14 protein-coding genes and 1 riboswitch are annotated in these 15501 nt (G+C 73.4%); of the genes, 5 read left to right on the top strand and 9 right to left on the bottom strand.

Annotated elements, in window-relative coordinates:
• The first annotated feature begins 69 nt into the window (after positions 1-69).
• Positions 70-1605, top strand: coding sequence for an MFS transporter (locus ACIPAE_RS08035; RefSeq protein WP_402443672.1), 1536 nt, complete (start codon positions 70-72; stop codon positions 1603-1605).
• A 749-nt stretch (positions 1606-2354) separates the two neighbouring features.
• On the opposite strand, the gene ACIPAE_RS08030 is transcribed toward ACIPAE_RS08035, so the two are convergent.
• On the bottom strand, positions 2355-2780 hold the full coding sequence (locus tag ACIPAE_RS08030) for a hypothetical protein (RefSeq protein ID WP_366410293.1): 426 nt from the start codon (positions 2778-2780) through the stop codon (positions 2355-2357).
• Positions 2781-3514: 734 nt separating this feature from the next.
• On the opposite strand from ACIPAE_RS08030, the gene ACIPAE_RS08025 reads away from it, so the two are divergent.
• Together ACIPAE_RS08025 and ACIPAE_RS08020 are read left to right on the top strand one after the other, a co-directional pair.
• Positions 3515-4525, top strand: coding sequence for an alcohol dehydrogenase catalytic domain-containing protein (locus tag ACIPAE_RS08025; protein ID WP_402443670.1), 1011 nt, complete (start codon positions 3515-3517; stop codon positions 4523-4525).
• Between the two features lie 183 nt (positions 4526-4708).
• On the top strand, positions 4709-5089 hold the full coding sequence (locus ACIPAE_RS08020; protein WP_328459825.1) for a VOC family protein: 381 nt from the start codon (positions 4709-4711) through the stop codon (positions 5087-5089).
• Between the two features lie 45 nt (positions 5090-5134).
• Here ACIPAE_RS08020 and ACIPAE_RS08015 read toward each other — a convergent pair whose 3' ends face one another.
• The 8 genes from ACIPAE_RS08015 to ACIPAE_RS07980 all read right to left on the bottom strand — a co-directional run bounded on the left by ACIPAE_RS08015 (position 5135) and on the right by ACIPAE_RS07980 (position 13144).
• Positions 5135-6055, bottom strand: a complete 921-nt coding sequence (locus tag ACIPAE_RS08015) for a hypothetical protein (protein ID WP_402443667.1) — start codon at positions 6053-6055, stop codon at positions 5135-5137.
• Between the two features lie 73 nt (positions 6056-6128).
• A complete protein-coding gene (locus ACIPAE_RS08010; protein WP_402443665.1) occupies positions 6129-6983 on the bottom strand; it encodes a methyltransferase domain-containing protein in 855 nt (284 codons plus the stop codon).
• A gap of 81 nt (positions 6984-7064) precedes the next feature.
• On the bottom strand, positions 7065-8138 hold the full coding sequence (locus tag ACIPAE_RS08005) for a HoxN/HupN/NixA family nickel/cobalt transporter (protein WP_402443952.1): 1074 nt from the start codon (positions 8136-8138) through the stop codon (positions 7065-7067).
• A gap of 171 nt (positions 8139-8309) precedes the next feature.
• Positions 8310-9206 carry a (2Fe-2S)-binding protein gene (locus ACIPAE_RS08000; protein ID WP_402443663.1) on the bottom strand — a complete coding sequence of 299 codons (897 nt, stop codon included), beginning with the start codon at positions 9204-9206 and terminating at the stop codon, positions 8310-8312.
• A gap of 50 nt (positions 9207-9256) precedes the next feature.
• The gene (locus ACIPAE_RS07995) at positions 9257-10123 is read right to left on the bottom strand and encodes a CbtA family protein (RefSeq protein WP_366410289.1); all 867 of its coding nucleotides are present in this window, start codon (positions 10121-10123) and stop codon (positions 9257-9259) included.
• A 29-nt stretch (positions 10124-10152) separates the two neighbouring features.
• Positions 10153-10371 (bottom strand): CbtB-domain containing protein, encoded by a 219-nt coding sequence (locus ACIPAE_RS07990; RefSeq protein WP_402443661.1) that lies wholly within the window; start codon positions 10369-10371, stop codon positions 10153-10155.
• 36 nt (positions 10372-10407) lie between these two features.
• Positions 10408-10544, bottom strand: a riboswitch (cobalamin riboswitch).
• A 21-nt stretch (positions 10545-10565) separates the two neighbouring features.
• Positions 10566-11780, bottom strand: a complete 1215-nt coding sequence (locus ACIPAE_RS07985) for a homoserine O-acetyltransferase (RefSeq protein ID WP_402443951.1) — start codon at positions 11778-11780, stop codon at positions 10566-10568.
• On the bottom strand, positions 11777-13144 hold the full coding sequence (locus ACIPAE_RS07980) for a bifunctional o-acetylhomoserine/o-acetylserine sulfhydrylase (protein WP_402443659.1): 1368 nt from the start codon (positions 13142-13144) through the stop codon (positions 11777-11779). The genes ACIPAE_RS07985 and ACIPAE_RS07980 overlap by 4 nt, the downstream gene beginning before the upstream one ends.
• Positions 13145-13712: 568 nt before the next feature.
• Here ACIPAE_RS07980 and ACIPAE_RS07975 point away from each other — a divergent pair.
• Both ACIPAE_RS07975 and ACIPAE_RS07970 read left to right on the top strand, forming a co-directional pair.
• Complete coding sequence (locus ACIPAE_RS07975) at positions 13713-14360, top strand: HD domain-containing protein (protein ID WP_402443657.1); 648 nt, start codon at positions 13713-13715, stop codon at positions 14358-14360.
• A 5-nt stretch (positions 14361-14365) separates the two neighbouring features.
• On the top strand, positions 14366-15421 hold the full coding sequence (locus ACIPAE_RS07970; RefSeq protein WP_402443655.1) for a GlxA family transcriptional regulator: 1056 nt from the start codon (positions 14366-14368) through the stop codon (positions 15419-15421).
• The last annotated feature ends 80 nt before the right edge of the window (positions 15422-15501 follow it).

Raw genomic sequence — 15501 nt, 5'->3', positions numbered from 1 at the left:
CGTCCTGTGTTGTCGACGGGCGTCGGCAATAATCGACATCCGTCGAGTCCGCGCGTTACTGTGCTCCCCATGCCTGATGAACGAACCTCGGCCGGAGTCGAACCCGCGGTCCCGGCGCGCCTTGTCGTCGTGACCATGGCGGCGGCGGTCTTCCTTCTCTCCATGATCCAGACGCTCGTGGTCCCGGTGCTGCCGGAGATCGGTACGCAACTGGGCGCGTCGGCCACCGCCGTCGGGTGGGTCACCACCTCGACCATGCTCACCGCCTCCGCCGTGACGCCCCTGCTGGGCCGGCTCGGCGACGTCTTCGGGCACCGCCGGGTGATCCTCGCGGCGCTGGTCGTGACGCTGGCCGGCAGCATCCTGGCGGCGGTCACGCACAGCATCGAGCTGCTGATCGCCGGGCGCGTCCTGCAGGGCGCGAGCTTCGGGCTCTTCCCCCTCGCGATCAGCGTCCTGCGCCAGGCGCTGCCGAAGGAGAAGCTGACCGGCGCGATGGCCGTCACCGCCTCCGCGCTGGGCGTCGGCAGTGGGATCGCCCTCGTCGCGACCGGCCTGCTGACACAAGGCGGCGCCGACTACCGGCGGATCTTCTGGCTCTGCGTCGGCATGACCGTGGTGGTGCTCGTCCTCTCCGCGATCGCGATCCCGAGGCTGCCCGGCCAGGGCGGCCGGGTCGACTACCGCGGGGCCGCGGTCCTGGGCGTCGGGCTCGTCTGCCTGCTCCTGCCGCTGTCCCAGGGGCACGCGTGGGGCTGGGGCTCGGCAAAGGTCATCGGGCTCTTCGTCGCCGCGGTCGTCATCCTGGCCGGCTTCATCGTCCTGCAGCGCCGTACCCGCGAACCCCTCGTCGCGTTCGCCCTGCTGGTCCGCCGGCCCGTCCTCGCGACCAACCTGGCCGCGCTGTGCATCGGCTTCGCGATGTTCAGCGTCTTCCTCGGGATCACCTACTTCGTGGAGACCCCGGACGCGGTCGCCGGGTACGGCTTCACCGCGTCGATCCTGCGCACCAGCGTCGTCTTCATGCTCCCCGGCGCGATCGTCTCGATGTTCACCGGACCGCTGGCCGGCCGTCTCGTCGCCCGAATAGGCCCGCGACTGGTCCTGCTGCTGGCCTGCGTCATCGGACTGGTCGGCATGGCGCTGCTGGCCGTGCTCCACGACACGACCGCCGAGGTCATCGTCGGAGTCATCATCTGCAACGCGGCCATCGCCGTCGCGTACGCGTCGATGCCGACGCTCCTGGTCGTGAACGTGGGCCCGCACGAGACCGGGGTCGCCAACTCGATCAACTCCATCATGCGCACCGTGGGCGGCGCCATCGGCAGCGCGCTCGTCGTCACGATCCTCGCGAGCCAGGTCGCCACCCACCGCCTGCCCACCGGGCCGGTCTCGCTCCCCACCGAGAGCGCCTTCGTCTGGACCTTCGGCCTGGGCGGTGCCTTCTTCCTGCTCGCCGCGCTGCTGGCCCTCTTCGGCATCCCCCGCACCAGCAGCAGCCGGCTCACCCCCACCGAGGAACGCGAGGAGGAGGCGCTGAGCCTCGCCGGCGAGTTCGCGTCCTCCTCGATCGACCTGCGCGAGGCATCCCCCGAGCGCGGCTGATCCGTCGATCGGCGGCGCCCGCGCGTCCCGACGGTCCCCCTCTCCTCCCCGGGGCCGCTGAGCCGGATCGACCGCTTCTTCGTGTTCCGGGAGCAGCGCTCCGCGCGCGGGATCGTCCGGCGGTTCGGGGCGGCGGTCGACTCGCCGATCGACCCGTTCAACCGGCACCCACACCGCCGTGACTTCGTCCTGTGGGTGCCGCCGTCGACGCGGGCGGTCGGCGGGTTCTTCGCCGCCGCTGGCGGCGGGAGCCGGCGCACGCCCGCAAGGAGGCGGTGGCGTGCGGGGACCACGTGATGTCGACGTTGATCTACATCGTCGGGGTGCGGGCCTCGGAGCTGTGCCTGATGCGGATGAAGGACCTGCGCCGCCGGTTGGGCCCTCGGAGCGCCTGGCCCGGGATCTGGCGGCGGGCCGAGTCCGGCGCGGCCGGCGGTGACGACCTCGACGCCGCGGAAGGCGCTGCACACCGCGGCCGCGCACTACCTGTCGGGGCCGGTGGCTGGGCTCAAGGCACGCCTGGTCGCGTCGCAGAACGCGAACGGGGACCTGCCCGAGTTCCGCGCCCCGGCACTCGCCCGGCACTCGCCCGGCACTCGCCCGGCACTCGCCCGGCACTCGCCCGGCTCTCGGCCCGGCACGAGGAGATCGTCCATCTTCGAGCCACGCTCACTCAGGCCCGGCCGGTGACGCGACCACCAGCCGCCCGGACCACCGTGATCGGCTCGTGCGGCTGACGTCCGGCGCGGTCACCGAGCAGACACACCGCGCGGCAGCGCGAGCACTCGCGCGCTCGGGTCCGGCGCGTCCGGGTCCCGAACTCGATCAGTGATCAGGAAGTCGGCGAGCTCGAATGCTGCGGCGTGCTCGTTCTCGGTCAGCAGGAACGTCCCTCCGACCTCGTCAGCCTCCCATCCGTGGGCCAGCGCGTATTCGACGACCGCCCGCACATCGCGGGAGGTCGGATGGGCGCCGTCCGTCGCGCAGGCGCCCCAGGGCCCCGACGGGGTCTTCGACAGCAGGTCCACCTGCAGCACTCGGCCGTTCTTCCCGGAGCCCCACACACGCAAGCGGATGACCCGGTGGCAGTCGCCATCGCCCGGCACATGGCCGATCGTGGCTGTCCACGCGCATCTGCGGTTGCCGACACGCAACACGCGCAGTCTCGTCTTCACGCCGTCCTCCCCGCCTCGGAATACCCAAGGACGCACGATGCATCCAGGCACACGGGCAGCGCCAGCGAATATCCCCACGGCACCGGCGACGGTTGCGTCTCCGGAAGTGGTGTGGCGGGTCGGACCCGATCCGGGGGTTTGTCCCGGTGTTCGGGTTGGCGTCCGCATGGAAAGGCGGCCACCGGCTGATCTTCGAGGTGTGTCCAAGTTCCTCACCCTTGGAGTCGTTGCGGACATCCATGACAGCCATGGCCGCACCCTGGCCATGGCCGCACCCTGGCCACGCCGCACCCTGGCCACGCCGCACCCTGGCCACGCCGCACCCTGGTCGCGCCGACGATTCAGCCGGCCTTCGCCGGCACGGCCCCGACAGCCCGAGGGGCGAGCCCGTCGCCCGTCCCCGCGCTTCGGTCGCTCTGCCCGGCCTTCACCGAGGGAGGCTTGCGCGCGGTATCGCGCGGTGCAGGACGCGTCGGCGGTGGCCGGGGCGTGGTGCGGGCGCCGCCGTGACCCCCGCGGTGGGGTCGGAAGCGGGCGGCGAGGGGCGGGCACATGGGCGGGCTCGCTCCAGCATGCGTGCCCGTTACGTCCGTTCTAGCCTGGGAACGGCTGCGCGGGGTCTCCGGGTGCCGGGCTGAAGCCCACCGTGAAGGGCCCGAGGAGCGCCGAGGAGCGCCGAGGAGCGGCGCGGAGTATCGCGGGCCGGCGGACTGGCTCGATCTCTGGAGGACTTGATGCGTGCCGCTGTTGCGACAGGAGTTCACGAACCGCTCGCCCTCACCACGCGTGACGTCCCCGAACCCGGACCCGGCGAGCTGCTGGTGAAGGTCACCGCGTGCGGCATCTGCTACTCGGATCTGAACCTGCTCAAGGGCGAGTACCCGTTCGCCGCGTTCCCGGTCGTCCCCGGGCACGAGATCAGCGGGGTGGTGGCGGAGCTCGGCCCGGGGGTGAGCTGGCCCGAGGTCGGGACCGCCGTGGGGGGCCAGTTCCTCCACGACTCGGACGGCCACTGCGACTACTGTGCGCGCGGCGAGCCGATCCTGTGCCCGCGCAAGCGGATCACGGGGGTGGTGGTCGACGGCGGGTACGCCGAGTACACCGTCCTCAAGGAGAGGTTCGCCACGCCCCTTCCGGCCGGCCTCGACCCGATCGCCGCCGCACCCCTGATGTGCGCGGGTCTGACCGCCTTCAACGGCCTGCGGCAGGGCGGGGCGACCGCCTCGTCGAGGGTCGCCGTGGTCGGTGCCGGCGGCATCGGCGCCCTGGCGATCCGCTACGCCGTGGCGATGGGCGCCCGCGTCGCGGTGGTCGCACGATCGCGGCGCGGTGAGGACGCCGCCAAGGCACTGGGCGCGGAGCTGTTCGTCGCCACCGACGACCAGGACCCCGGCGAGACCCTGCGGGCGTGGGACGGCGGCGCGGACGTCGTCCTGAACGCGGCTCCCTCCAACGCGCCCGCCGTCGCGGCGATGAGCGGGCTGGCGCCCGACGGCACGCTCGTGCTGTGCGGCTACAACACGGAACCCTTCTCCCCGCCCGCCCAGTTGATGATCCTCAACCGGCTGCACATCGTGGCGAACCCGTCCGGCTCGCCCCACGACCTGCGGGACACCCTGGCGTTCTCCGTACAGCACGGCATCCTCCCCGAGATCAGCACCGTCGACCTCGAACAGGCGCCGTCCGTGCTCGACGCGATGGACGCGGGCACCGCCCACGGGCGCGGCGTCATCACCTTCGCCTGACCGCGCTCTCGACATTCGTATCGGCCGCACCGACGTCCTGGCGGGCGGGCCCCGAAATCGCTTCGCCCGCGCTCGGCCCGTCCGGTACGGTCGCGGGGTTGATTTCCGCCGGGCGCCCACGGGTGGGCGAGAGGGTTCCCCGGCGTTTCCCCCGCGGTTCCCTGGCTGAGAGCAGGTTGCGTGATGGCGTGTCGTATCGGTGAACTCGTGCTGGGTTGCCGCGACCCCGAGGTGCTGGCGCGGTTCTGGTGCGAGGTCCTGGACTTCGTCGTGCTCGACCGCGAGGACGACGGCTCGGTGGAGATCGGGCCGCGCGAAGGGTTCGGCGGTCCGCAGCCGACGATCTTCCTCAGCCGCAGGGACGAGCCGGAGCCGGGGAAGTCCCGGCTGCACATCGACGTCAACGCCACCGACCGGGACCAGGACGCCGAGCTCGAACGCCTGCTGGGGCTGGGCGCGCGCCCGGCCGACATCGGCCAGACGGGGGAGGAGTCGTGGCATGTCCTGACCGACCCCGAGGGCAATGAGTTCTGCCTGCTCAAGGCTCGCCTCAACCCCCTGTGAGGCTCGTGGGTCCCGCCCCGGCACCAGGTGCCCGGCGCCCGCACGTCAGCCGGGGAGCCGCCGAGACGAGGGACGGACCTGGACCCCTGCCGCGCGTGCCCGGTCGGTCCAGCTCCCGGGCGGGCCGCCGACGACGGTGACCGGCACACCTTGCCGCAGGAACTGAAGGATCAGCGGCCATGCCAGGCCCGCCAGGATCGGCGCGCTGCCTTCGAGCGTGCGGGCCCACGCGTCGAGATCGATCGTGACCCCGCCCTGCGCGGGGGCGTCGGCATGGCCCGGATCGGCCTGGTCCGGATCGGCCTGGTCCGGTTCGGTGGGGCTCGGATCGGTGGGGCTCGGTTCGGCCGCGCTCGGTTCGGCCGCGTGGCCGCTCTCCAGCAGAAGGCGCCGGTTGGCCGCAAGGAAGTCGACGGGACGCCGCGAGCCACTTCCCGTGCCGCCGGCGAGGGCTCCGGCAACGGCTCGGCCGGCGCTGTGGGTGACGCGCGCCAGGTCGTCGAGGGTCGGTGCCATGAAGTACCCGTCGATGTCGCTGTCGAGGATGTGGCTGATGGGGCCCCGGAAGTCGGCGCCGTAGCTGTCGTCGGTGAACTCGGTGGCGAGGATGCGCGCTTGGGGGAACTGCCGGCGCAGGTGGCCGAGGAGCTGGGCGCTTGCGGGTGGGATGAGCACGATGTCGGCATCCGGTCCGGCGTGGCGGATGTCCAGGAGGATGTGACCGGGACCGAGGCGCTGGGCGAGGGCGTCGCGGACGCGCGGCTTGAGCGCGATGGCGGTGACGACGATGATCGGCCCGCCTTCCGTGGCCTCTCCGACCAACTCCTCGCCCCGGGTGTCCGCTCGGCTCTTGGGGACGGGAAGGGCGGGCTCGCCGGGCGCGGCGAGGGTGGTGGGCGTGGCGGGCGACTTCGGCCGGACGCTTTCGGACCCGCCCGCGTGGTCCTGCTGCCGGTCGGAAGCCATGGCACACAAGACGCGTGGAGCGACAGGGCCGGTTCCGTGAGTGAGCGCCCGGCGACGGCCCGGCCGGGGACGGTCAACCGGTCCGGGGTACCGGTACGGGTCCCGGCTGGGCGGTCGCGCCGGCGAGCAGGGCCTGGTGCGGGAGGGCGAGCCGGCCGTCGGGAGTGGTGAACCCCGCACTGAGCAGATCGAAGTGCCGTTTGATCTCCGCCCGGGTCGCGGCCGGTTGGGCGGCGATGAGGTGACCGGTGAAGCCGACGCCCGACGCCGCGCCCTGCCACCACTGCCCGGCGGAGGTCAGATGATCCCAGGCGAGGGTGCGGCAGGACGGGTGGGCGAGGCCGGCGGCCGGCAGGAGGTCCAGCAGGCCCCGCTCGGTGCGCGGGAAGTCGGTCTCGGGCGGCAGCACCGCTCGGTGGGGTGGGCGCCGCACGCCGGCGGCCTCGGTCGCCCGTCCCAGCAGGGCCTGCCCGCTCCCGGCCGGCACGCACCACACCGTCACCGCGATCCGGCCGCCCGGCCGGGTCACCCGGTTCAGCTCGGCCAGCGCGCGCCGCGGCCGGCCGACGTGGTCCAGCACGAAGTTGGCGGTCACCGCGTCGAAGGTGCCGTCGGCGAAGGGCAGGACCGGCAGTTCGGCGACACGGACGTCGGCCGCCGGCACCGCCTGCGCGGTGAGCTCGACCATGCCCGGTTCGGCGTCGACGGCCGTGATCCGCGCGCCCCTTGCGTACGCCGCCGCGGCGACGTTCCCCGACCCGGTGCCGACATCCAGCAGATGGACGCCGGGACCGGCCCCGACGGCGTCGAGCAGGTCCCCGATCGGATACGCGCACACCGCCGCGAAGGACTCCGCGTACGCGACGGCCCGCCCCGACCAGATCGAGCGCCCGCTCTCGTCGAACCCGCTCCCGTCGAACCCGGTCACCGCGGCATCAACCCCCCTGGGACCCGGCACCTCGCGGCCGGGATCTGACCGTAGCGGACCTGCCGGTCCGGCTGCCACGCCCTATTCCGCGGGGGTGTCCGTGGCACGCAGCCCGGTGGACCACTTCTCCTCGATGTTGCCGAACTTCCAGACGGTCAGGGCGACGGCCCAGGTGAGGAAGAACAGGCCGACGATGACATAGCCGACGATGTTGAGGTCGAGCCCGCCGACCCAGTCCCAGAAGGCGCCGTGGAGGTTCGCCTTGTCGGCGACGAGGCCGAGGAGTTCGACGGTGCCGATGATGAGGGCGACGGCGACGGACAGGCCGGTGATGGTGAGGTTGTAGTAGACCTTGCGGACCGGCTTGGAGAACGCCCACTCGTAGGCGAAGTTCATGAACGAGCCGTCGATGGTGTCGAGCAGGCACATCCCGGCGGCGAAGAGGACGGGCAGGCAGAGGATCGCGTACCAGGGCAGGCCCGAGGCGGCGCCGGAGCCGGCCAGCACGAGCAGCGCGATCTCGGTGGCGGTGTCGAAGCCCAGGCCGAAGAGCAGGCCGATCGGGTACATCTGCCAGGGGCTGGTGACCGACTTCATCAGGCGGCCGAGCAGGCGGTTCATGAAGCCGCGGTTGTTGAGCTGGTCCTCCAGCGCGGCCTCGTCGAACTCGCCGTGCCGCATCCGCCGGAAGACCTTCCAGATCCCGGCCAGGATCAGCAGGTTGACCAGCGCGATGGCGTACAGGAACGTGCCCGAGACGGTGGTGCCGACCCAGCCGGTGACGTTGTGCAGGCCGGAGTTGTCCTGCTCGACCGGGTTGGCGAGCGACTTGATGCCGATGGAGAGCAGGAAGGCCAGCGCGAAGACGATCGAGGAGTGGCCGAGGGAGAACCAGAAGCCCACCGACAGCGGCCGCTTGCCCTCGCCCATCAGCTTGCGGGTGGTGTTGTCGATGGCCGCGATGTGGTCGGCGTCGAAGGCGTGCCGCATCCCGAGCGTGTAGGCGGTCACCCCGATGCCGACACCGAACACCCCGGTGCCGGTCTTGTAGTGGTGCGGTGCGACGATCACGGCGAGGGTGAACCAGCCGATGACGTGGAGCGCCACGATGAACGCGGCCATGCCGCCCAACCGGGTCCATTCGGCGCGCGACATCGACGCCGATATCCGGTGCAGGCGGGACACCGGAGCGGAGGGGGCCTCGATGGTGGAACTCAACGTGGGGTCCTTTGCGAGGGGACGGGGACTTCTCAACGCGACACGTTACTTGTTGCGACTCGCTTGCAACAAGCGGGCGTCGGCGTCCTCCCATCGCTCCGACCAGGCTCATCCCGGGCGCACGGGGACACGCGAGAGCGCACAGTCCCCGCACAACGCGCCCGCGTGCCCGGGCGCCGCCCGGTAGATCAGGCAGCAGCTGTTGCGCCGGAACCCGCCACCGGGGGTACGCCGTCCGCTCCCGCGCAAGCGTCCGCGCTCCAGCAGCAGCCCGGTCAGCGCCTCGGCCCGCGCGGCGGCGTCCGGGCGCGCGGCGGCGATCATCCGCGCCGCGCCGTTCACCGCGGACGCGGTGTTGCCGCGCAGGACGTGCGGCGACACGCGGAACCCCGCGCACGCCGACTCGACCTCGCGCACGGCGCCCTCGCACACCGCGGCGGAGAACCGGTCGGCGAGCGCCGCGAGGTCCGCGCCCGTACCGACGTCCGGGACCGTACCGAGGTCAGCGCCCGTACCGAGGGCCGCGACGCCCGTACGATCCGCGGCCGTCCCGGGCATGTGGTCCGTCCCGGGCGGCAGCGGCAACGGCAACGCCAGCGGGTACGGTCCGCCGAGCGCGGGCCGCCAGCGCAGATCGGCCAGCCGCACCCGCCCGGGCGCCCGCCCGTACAGCACCGCCAGCGCCAGGTACGGGGACAGCAGCCGCGCCACCAGGCCGAGATGGACCACCGACGCGGCCACCCGTTCCTCGACCGCCTCCGCCGGCTGCCCGCCGCCCGCCGCCAGCACCCCCCGTACGGCGGCCACCCGCGCGGCCAGCGCCCCGCTTCCGTCGGCCGGGTCGGCCGGGTCGGCGAGTTCGGCCATCGACCGCCACGGGCCGGGGCCCTCGCCGGCCGCCTCGGCCCTCCCAGCCGCCTGGACCGGCTCGACCGCCTTGATCGCCTCGACCGCGAAGAACGGCCCCAGCTCCGCCAGGGCCGCCCTCACGTCATCGTCGTTCACCGCGCCACCATGTCACCGAAGGGCCGGGTGGCCGTGCGCGGCGCGCGCCGTCACGCCTCCACCGGGTCGGTCCGGGGCGCCCGGACGGCCCGGCCGGCCGGCGCCGGGCTCAGCACCCGCTCCGCCAGCGGCCCGAAGACCAGCCCGATCGCCGACCAGAGCAGCAACTGCGCGGCCACCGAGTAGAACCGGAACTTGAACAGCACGTCCGCCGGGAAGCCCGGGTAGACGATCCGGCCGTGCGGGTCGGTGAGCGGCACCGGTGTCTCGGTGCCGTGGTTGCCGTACTGCTCGCGGTTGGTGGCGAGATGGCCCAGCGCCGGCAGCAGGCCGATCACCACGCCGATCACGACCAGGAAGGCCGCGCCGGCGAGCAGCGTGGCGTTCCACGTGCCGAACCGCTCCTGGAGCCGCCGTCCCAGCCACACCGCCAGGGCGAGCAGCGTGATCGAGCAGACCACCATGATCAGGTAGAGCCCGGTGCGGGCCTTGATGGTGTCCTCGTGCCCGATCGCCGGCGGGTTCGCCGGGTACTTCACGAACGGCACCAGGTAGAAGCCGAGGAAGCCGCCGCCGGCCACCAGCAGTGCCAGGGTGCGCGGCCGGACGTTGCCGACCCGGCCCAGGCACACCGTGTACACCACCGCGAAGATGGCGCCCATCGCGGCGCCGAAGAGGATCAGCCCCACGCCGATACCGACGTCGGCCTGCACGGTGCGGCTGAACAGGTCGGGGCCGGCCGGGGAGACCGGCAGGCCCGCGGCCTTGTCGAGGGCGTTCTGCGCCGCGTCCCGCCCGCTCTCGTAGTCGATCGCCTTGTTGATCTGCGGTTCGGCGAAGATCCGGGCGAAGACGAACGCGAGCAGCCCCGCGATCGCGCCGGCGAGCACGCCGCGCAGTATGAGTCGCTTCTCCATGTCGAGTTGTCCGCCTGCCGTGAGGGCCGTCAGTGGCAGGGGAAACCGAGGAAGTGCCGCGCGTCGTGCACGAACTCGTGGATGTGCATGTCCCTGCCGAACACGGAGACCGCGCCCTGGTCGACGCCGATGAAGTAGTACACGGCGAGCGCGAGGATCGTGGTGCCGGCCAGCCAGAGCACGGCCTTGGAGACGGGCAGGACGACCGGCGTGGCGTCGGACGACGTGTGGGTGGACAGAGAACTCACGGTGGTGCCTCCTTCGGGGATGCTGCGTCCCTCGGTCATATGGGGCTTCGTGACGGCGAAGTGTCTGACTTCCCGGAACGCCCCTGGAGGCGACCGGGTACACAGTGGCGCGACCGCGCCGGATTCCCACCGGCTTCCTCACACCTTCACGAACCATCAGCGTACGGGCGTAGGAATGTGCACGTCAACGCATGTCACGTGCCCTTCGCCACACCGCGGTCCGGCTGCTCCCGGTCCGGATACGGCAGCCGGGGACCCGCCGTCAGCTCGCCGACCAGCGACGCCACTTGATCGACTTCGATCAGGAAGCCGTCGTGCCCGTACGGCGAGCGGACCGTCCGCATCCGGTCCGCGCCCGCGATGCCCGCCGCCAACTCCCGCTGCTGCGCGAGCGGATAGAGCCGGTCGGAGTCCACCCCGGCCACCAGCGTCGGCGCCGTCACGCGGCGCAGCGCCGCCGCGGTGCCGCCCCGCCCCCGCCCGACGTCGTGCGCGTTCATCGCCTCGGTCAGCACCACGTAGCTGCCCGCGTCGAACCTGCGGACCAGCTTGTCCGCGTGGTGGTCGAGATACGACTCGACCGCGTACCGGCCGCCGTGCCAGGGGCGTTCGGCGTGCTGCGCGGCGCGGCCGAACCGCTCCCGCAGCTCGGGCTCGCTGCGGTAGGTCAGGTGCGCCAGCCGCCGGGCCTGCCCGAGCCCGGCGTGCGGGCCGCCGCCGGGGGCCGCGTCGTGGTAGTCGCCGCCGTGCCAGCCCGGGTCCGCCCTGATCGCCCGGAGCTGCACCGACGCCCACCCGATCTGCTCGGCGCTCGCCGCCGCCGGGCAGGCGAGCAGCAGCAGCGACCCGACCCGCTCCGGCCGGCCCACCGCCCACTCCAGCGCCCGCATCCCGCCCATCGACCCGCCGACCACCAGCGCCCACCGCTCGACGCCCAGCGCGTCCGCCAGGGACGTCTCCGCCGCGACCTGGTCGCGCTGGGTCAGGAACGGGAAGGCACTGCCCCACCGGCGGCCGTCCGGCCGCGCGGACGCCGGTCCGGTGCTGCCCTGGCAGCCGCCCAGGACGTTCGGCGCCACCACGAAGAAGCGGTCGGTGTCCAGCGCGAGGCCGGGCCCGACCAGCCCGTCCCACCACCCGGCGGTCGGATGGCCGGGTCCGGCCGGACCCGCGACATGGCTGTCACCGGTCAGCGCGTGCAGCACCAGCACCGCGTTCGACGCGTCGGGCGCGAGGCGCCCCCACGTCTCGTACGCCAGTCGCACGCCCGGCAGTTCACCGCCCGCCTCCAGCGGCAGCGGGTCGGAGAGCGGGTGCCAGCGGCGCCGCCCGGGCGGGTCCCCCGGCCGCCACGCCCCGGAGGCGGGCGGCAGGGGGACCTCCGCGGCCGTGCGCCCCGGCACGGTCAGGACGCGGCCTTGGCCGCGCGGAACCCGGCGTCCAGATCCGCCTTGAGGTCCGCGACGTTCTCGATGCCGACCGACAGCCGGACCAGGCCGGCCGAGGTGCCGGTGGCCGCCAACTGCTCCTCGTCCAGCTGGCTGTGCGTGGTGGAGGCCGGGTGGATGATCAGGCTGCGCACGTCGCCGATGTTCGCCAGATGGCTGAAGAGCCGCACCGCGTCCACGAAGCGCTTGCCTGCCTCCGCTCCGTCGCGCAGCTCGAAGGCGAGGACCGCGCCCGCGCCGCGCGGCAGGTAGCGCTGCCCGGCTTCGTACCAGGCGCTGGACGGCAGGCCCGGGTAGTGCACCACCGCGACCTCGTCGCGTGCCTGGAGCCACTCCGCGAGCTCCTGCGCGTTCGCGGAGTGCCGCTCCAGCCGCAGCGACAGCGTCTCGACGCCCTGGAGCAGCAGGAACGCCGAGTGCGGCGACAGCGCGGGACCCAGGTCGCGCAGCAACTGCACGCGCAGCTTGATCGCGTACGCCCCCGGGCCGAGCGCCGGCCAGTACTCCAACCCGTGGTAGCTCGGGTCGGGCGTGCTGAAGTCGGGGAAGCGGTCGGCGTGCGCCCCGAAGTCGAAGGTGCCGCCGTCGACGACCACCCCGGCGATGGTGGTGCCGTGGCCGCCGAGGAACTTCGTCGCGGAGTGCACCACGATGTCCGCGCCGTGCCGCAGCGGCTGGAGCAGGTACGGCGTCGGCACCGTGTTGTCCACGATCAGCGGCACCCCCTCGGCGTGCGCCGCGTCCGCCACCGCCCGCACGTCCAGCACGTTCCCGCGCGGGTTGCCCAGCGTCTCGGCGAAGAACGCCTTCGTGTTCGGCCGCACCGCCGCACGCCACGCCTCGACGTCGTCCGGGTCGACGAACGACACCTCGATCCCGAACCGCGGCAGCGTGTGCTTGAACAGGTTGTACGTCCCGCCGTAGAGCGACGCGCCCGCCACCACGTGGTCGCCGGCACTCGCCAGCGTCAGGATCGCCAGCGTCTCCGCGGCCTGCCCCGACGCCAGCGCCACCGCGGCGACCCCGCCCTCCAGCGCGGCGATCCGCTGCTCGAACACGTCCTGGGTGGGGTTGTGGATGCGGGTGTAGATGTTCCCCGGCTCCGCCAGCGCGAACAGGTCCGCGGCATGTCGGGTGTCGCGGAACACGAACGACGACGTCTGGTAGATCGGCACCGCCCGCGCCCCCGTCGTCGGGTCGGGAACGGCCCCCGAGTGCACCTGCTTCGTCTCGAACGACCAGTTCGGCTCCTCCTGCGCCGTGGCGGCCGCGGTCTCGGGCGTGTGCCCGGCGGTGACGGAGTCGACGGGCTGTTGCTCGGTCATGGCTCTCCCAGGTGCTGTCGTGCGTGCGGTGTCACTGCGGGTGTGGCGTGTGGTGCGTGGTGTGAGACGTGCGGCGTGGGTGTGGCGCGGTCGATGGTGCGGGGCGCGGGGGCGGCCTTGCGCGGCGGCGGTGACGGCCGGCCGCTGGACGTACGCGGCTCCTCGCGGGCGCCCCGGGTGCGTACCGAGGGCGGGGGAGGGGCGCGGAAGAAGGACGCGGTCGGCTGCCGGGCGGCGGCGCGGAGGCGTCAGTGCGCGCCGGGACAGCCCGTGCTCGTGACACGCGCGTAGTCCACGTGGCGGCGCCTCACCAACGGGGTCATGGCGCCATGGAAGCACGGCCCCACCCGGGTGTCCCGGCCCCGGCGAAGGCTTAACACGCCGTTGGTATTCGCCGCGCCGGGGCCGTGGCACGATGTCCGGATCTGTGGGGAGCAGGTCGCCACGGCCATGGCGGGCGGACGGGTTCGAGCCGATCCTGGAGGAGTGGCGGCCGGGACCCCGGCCGTATCCGGAGGACCGGCGAACCGGCAGGCCGGCCGATCGAAGAACTGCGCAGGTGACACCGATGACGACCGAGGCTCTCGAGCAGACAGGCGTCCGCTTCCCCGACACCGCCCTGGCCCGCGAGGCCACCGAACTGGTCCGCGACACCGCGACCGAGCTGATCTACCACCACTCCCGGCGGGTCTACTGCTTCGGCAGTCTCCAGGGCCGCCGCCGCGACCTGAGCTTCGACCCCGAACTGCTCTACGTCGCCGCGATGTTCCACGACCTCGGCCTCGGCGAGCGGTTCCACGACAGCGGCCGCCGCTTCGAGGTCGACAGCGCCGACGAGGCCCGCCGGTTCCTGCACGCCCACGGCGTCCCCGAGGACAGCGTCCGCCGGGTGTGGACCGCGATCGCCCTGCACACCACGCCCGGCATCCCGGAGCACATGGAGCCCGAAGTCGCGCTGACCACCGCGGGCGTGGAGTACGACGTGCTCGGCATCGGCTACCGCGACATCAGCGACGCCGACCGCGCCGCGATCGTCGCGCTGCACCCCCGCCCCGACTTCAAGCGCCGCATCCTCGCCGCCTTCACCGAGGGCATCCGCCCCAAGCCGGAGACCACCTTCGGCAACGTCAAGGCCGACGTGCTGGCCGCGTACGTCCCCGGTTTCGAGCGCGGCGACTTCGTCACCACGATCCTCGACTCGCCGTGGCCGGAGTGAGGCCGATGACGCGAATCCCGGGGGCGCCCGGAACCCCGGGTGCGCCCGGAACGGCGGGGACTACGGGCCGGGCCGCCGCGCGCCCCCGCCACCTGGTCGCCGTGCTCGCCTTCGACCAGGTGCAACTCCTCGACGTCACCGGCCCGGTCGAGGTCTTCACCACCGCCAACGCCCACGGCGCCCGCTACGACGTACGGATCGTCAGCGCGGCGGGCGCCGACGTACGCACCTCCGCGGGCGTGCGGATCGGCGCCGACAGCGCGGCCGACACGCTCCCCGGCCGGCTCGGCACCCTCGTCGTCCCCGGCCGCGCCGACTGGCGGCAGGCCGTCGGCGACCCCGCGCTGACCGGCACCGTCGAGGCGCTCGCGGCCCGCTCCGGCCGGGTCGCCTCGGTCTGCGCGGGCGCGTTCCTGCTCGCCGAGGCGGGCCTGCTCGACGGCCGGCGCGCGGCGACCCACTGGCAGCTCGCGGCCGAACTGGCCGCCGCCTACCCGCGGGTGTCCGTCGAGCCCGACCCGCTCTTCGTCCGCGACGGGCGGGTGACCACGTCGGCGGGCGTCACCGCTGGCATCGACCTCGCGCTCGCGCTGGTCGAGGAGGACCACGGCGCCGACCTGGCCAGGGCCGTCGCCCGGCAGCTCGTGGTGTTCATGGCCAGGCCGGCCGGGCAGTCCCAGTTCAGCGCCCGGCTGGTGCCGCGCGAGGCCCGGCACCCGGCGCTGTGCCAGGTCATGGACGCGGTGGGCGCCGACCCCGCCGCGGCCCACCGCATGGACGACCTCGCCCGCGCCGCCGGGGTCAGCCCCCGCCACCTCGGCCGGCTCTTCCGCGCGGAGACCGGACTGAGCCCCGGGCAGTACGCGGAGTCCGTCCGCCTGGAAGCGGCCCAGGCCCTGCTGGAGGCGGGCAACGACGCCGTGGACACCGTTGCCGAGCAGGCCGGGTTCGGCTCGGCGGAGTCCATGCGCCGTGCGTTCCAGCAGTCCCTGGGGGTGGCCCCGACGACCTACCGGGCGCGCTTCCGCAGCACCGCCCGCGTCCTCGACCCCGCGCCCTGAGCCGTACCGCCCCCGACGGCCGTACGGCTCAGGGCGCGGGGCATCAACCGATCGGTGGACGGCCGCGTCCACCCATCGCG

Origin of the sequence: Streptomyces sp. NPDC087270, from assembly GCF_044744625.1 — a bacterium.
In the GTDB taxonomy this organism is placed as follows: domain Bacteria; phylum Actinomycetota; class Actinomycetes; order Streptomycetales; family Streptomycetaceae; genus Actinacidiphila.
The sequence above is the reverse complement of the archived record's forward strand: the minus strand, read 5'-3'. Positions and strand labels throughout refer to the sequence as shown.

Bases quoted from the DNA above. Each gene is read 5' to 3' on its own strand.
- ACIPAE_RS07995 (WP_366410289.1), bottom strand. From the start codon at position 10,123: ATGGAGAAGCGACTCATACTGCGCGGCGTGCTCGCCGGCGCGATCGCG.
- ACIPAE_RS08005 (WP_402443952.1), bottom strand. From the start codon at position 8,138: ATGTCGCGCGCCGAATGGACCCGGTTGGGCGGCATGGCCGCGTTCATC.
- ACIPAE_RS08035 (WP_402443672.1), top strand. From the start codon at position 70: ATGCCTGATGAACGAACCTCGGCCGGAGTCGAACCCGCGGTCCCGGCG.
- ACIPAE_RS07970 (WP_402443655.1), top strand. From the start codon at position 14,366: ATGACGCGAATCCCGGGGGCGCCCGGAACCCCGGGTGCGCCCGGAACG.
- ACIPAE_RS08020 (WP_328459825.1), top strand. From the start codon at position 4,709: ATGGCGTGTCGTATCGGTGAACTCGTGCTGGGTTGCCGCGACCCCGAG.
- ACIPAE_RS08015 (WP_402443667.1), bottom strand. From the start codon at position 6,055: ATGGCTTCCGACCGGCAGCAGGACCACGCGGGCGGGTCCGAAAGCGTC.
- ACIPAE_RS08025 (WP_402443670.1), top strand. From the start codon at position 3,515: ATGCGTGCCGCTGTTGCGACAGGAGTTCACGAACCGCTCGCCCTCACC.
- ACIPAE_RS07980 (WP_402443659.1), bottom strand. From the start codon at position 13,144: ATGACCGAGCAACAGCCCGTCGACTCCGTCACCGCCGGGCACACGCCC.
- ACIPAE_RS07975 (WP_402443657.1), top strand. From the start codon at position 13,713: ATGACGACCGAGGCTCTCGAGCAGACAGGCGTCCGCTTCCCCGACACC.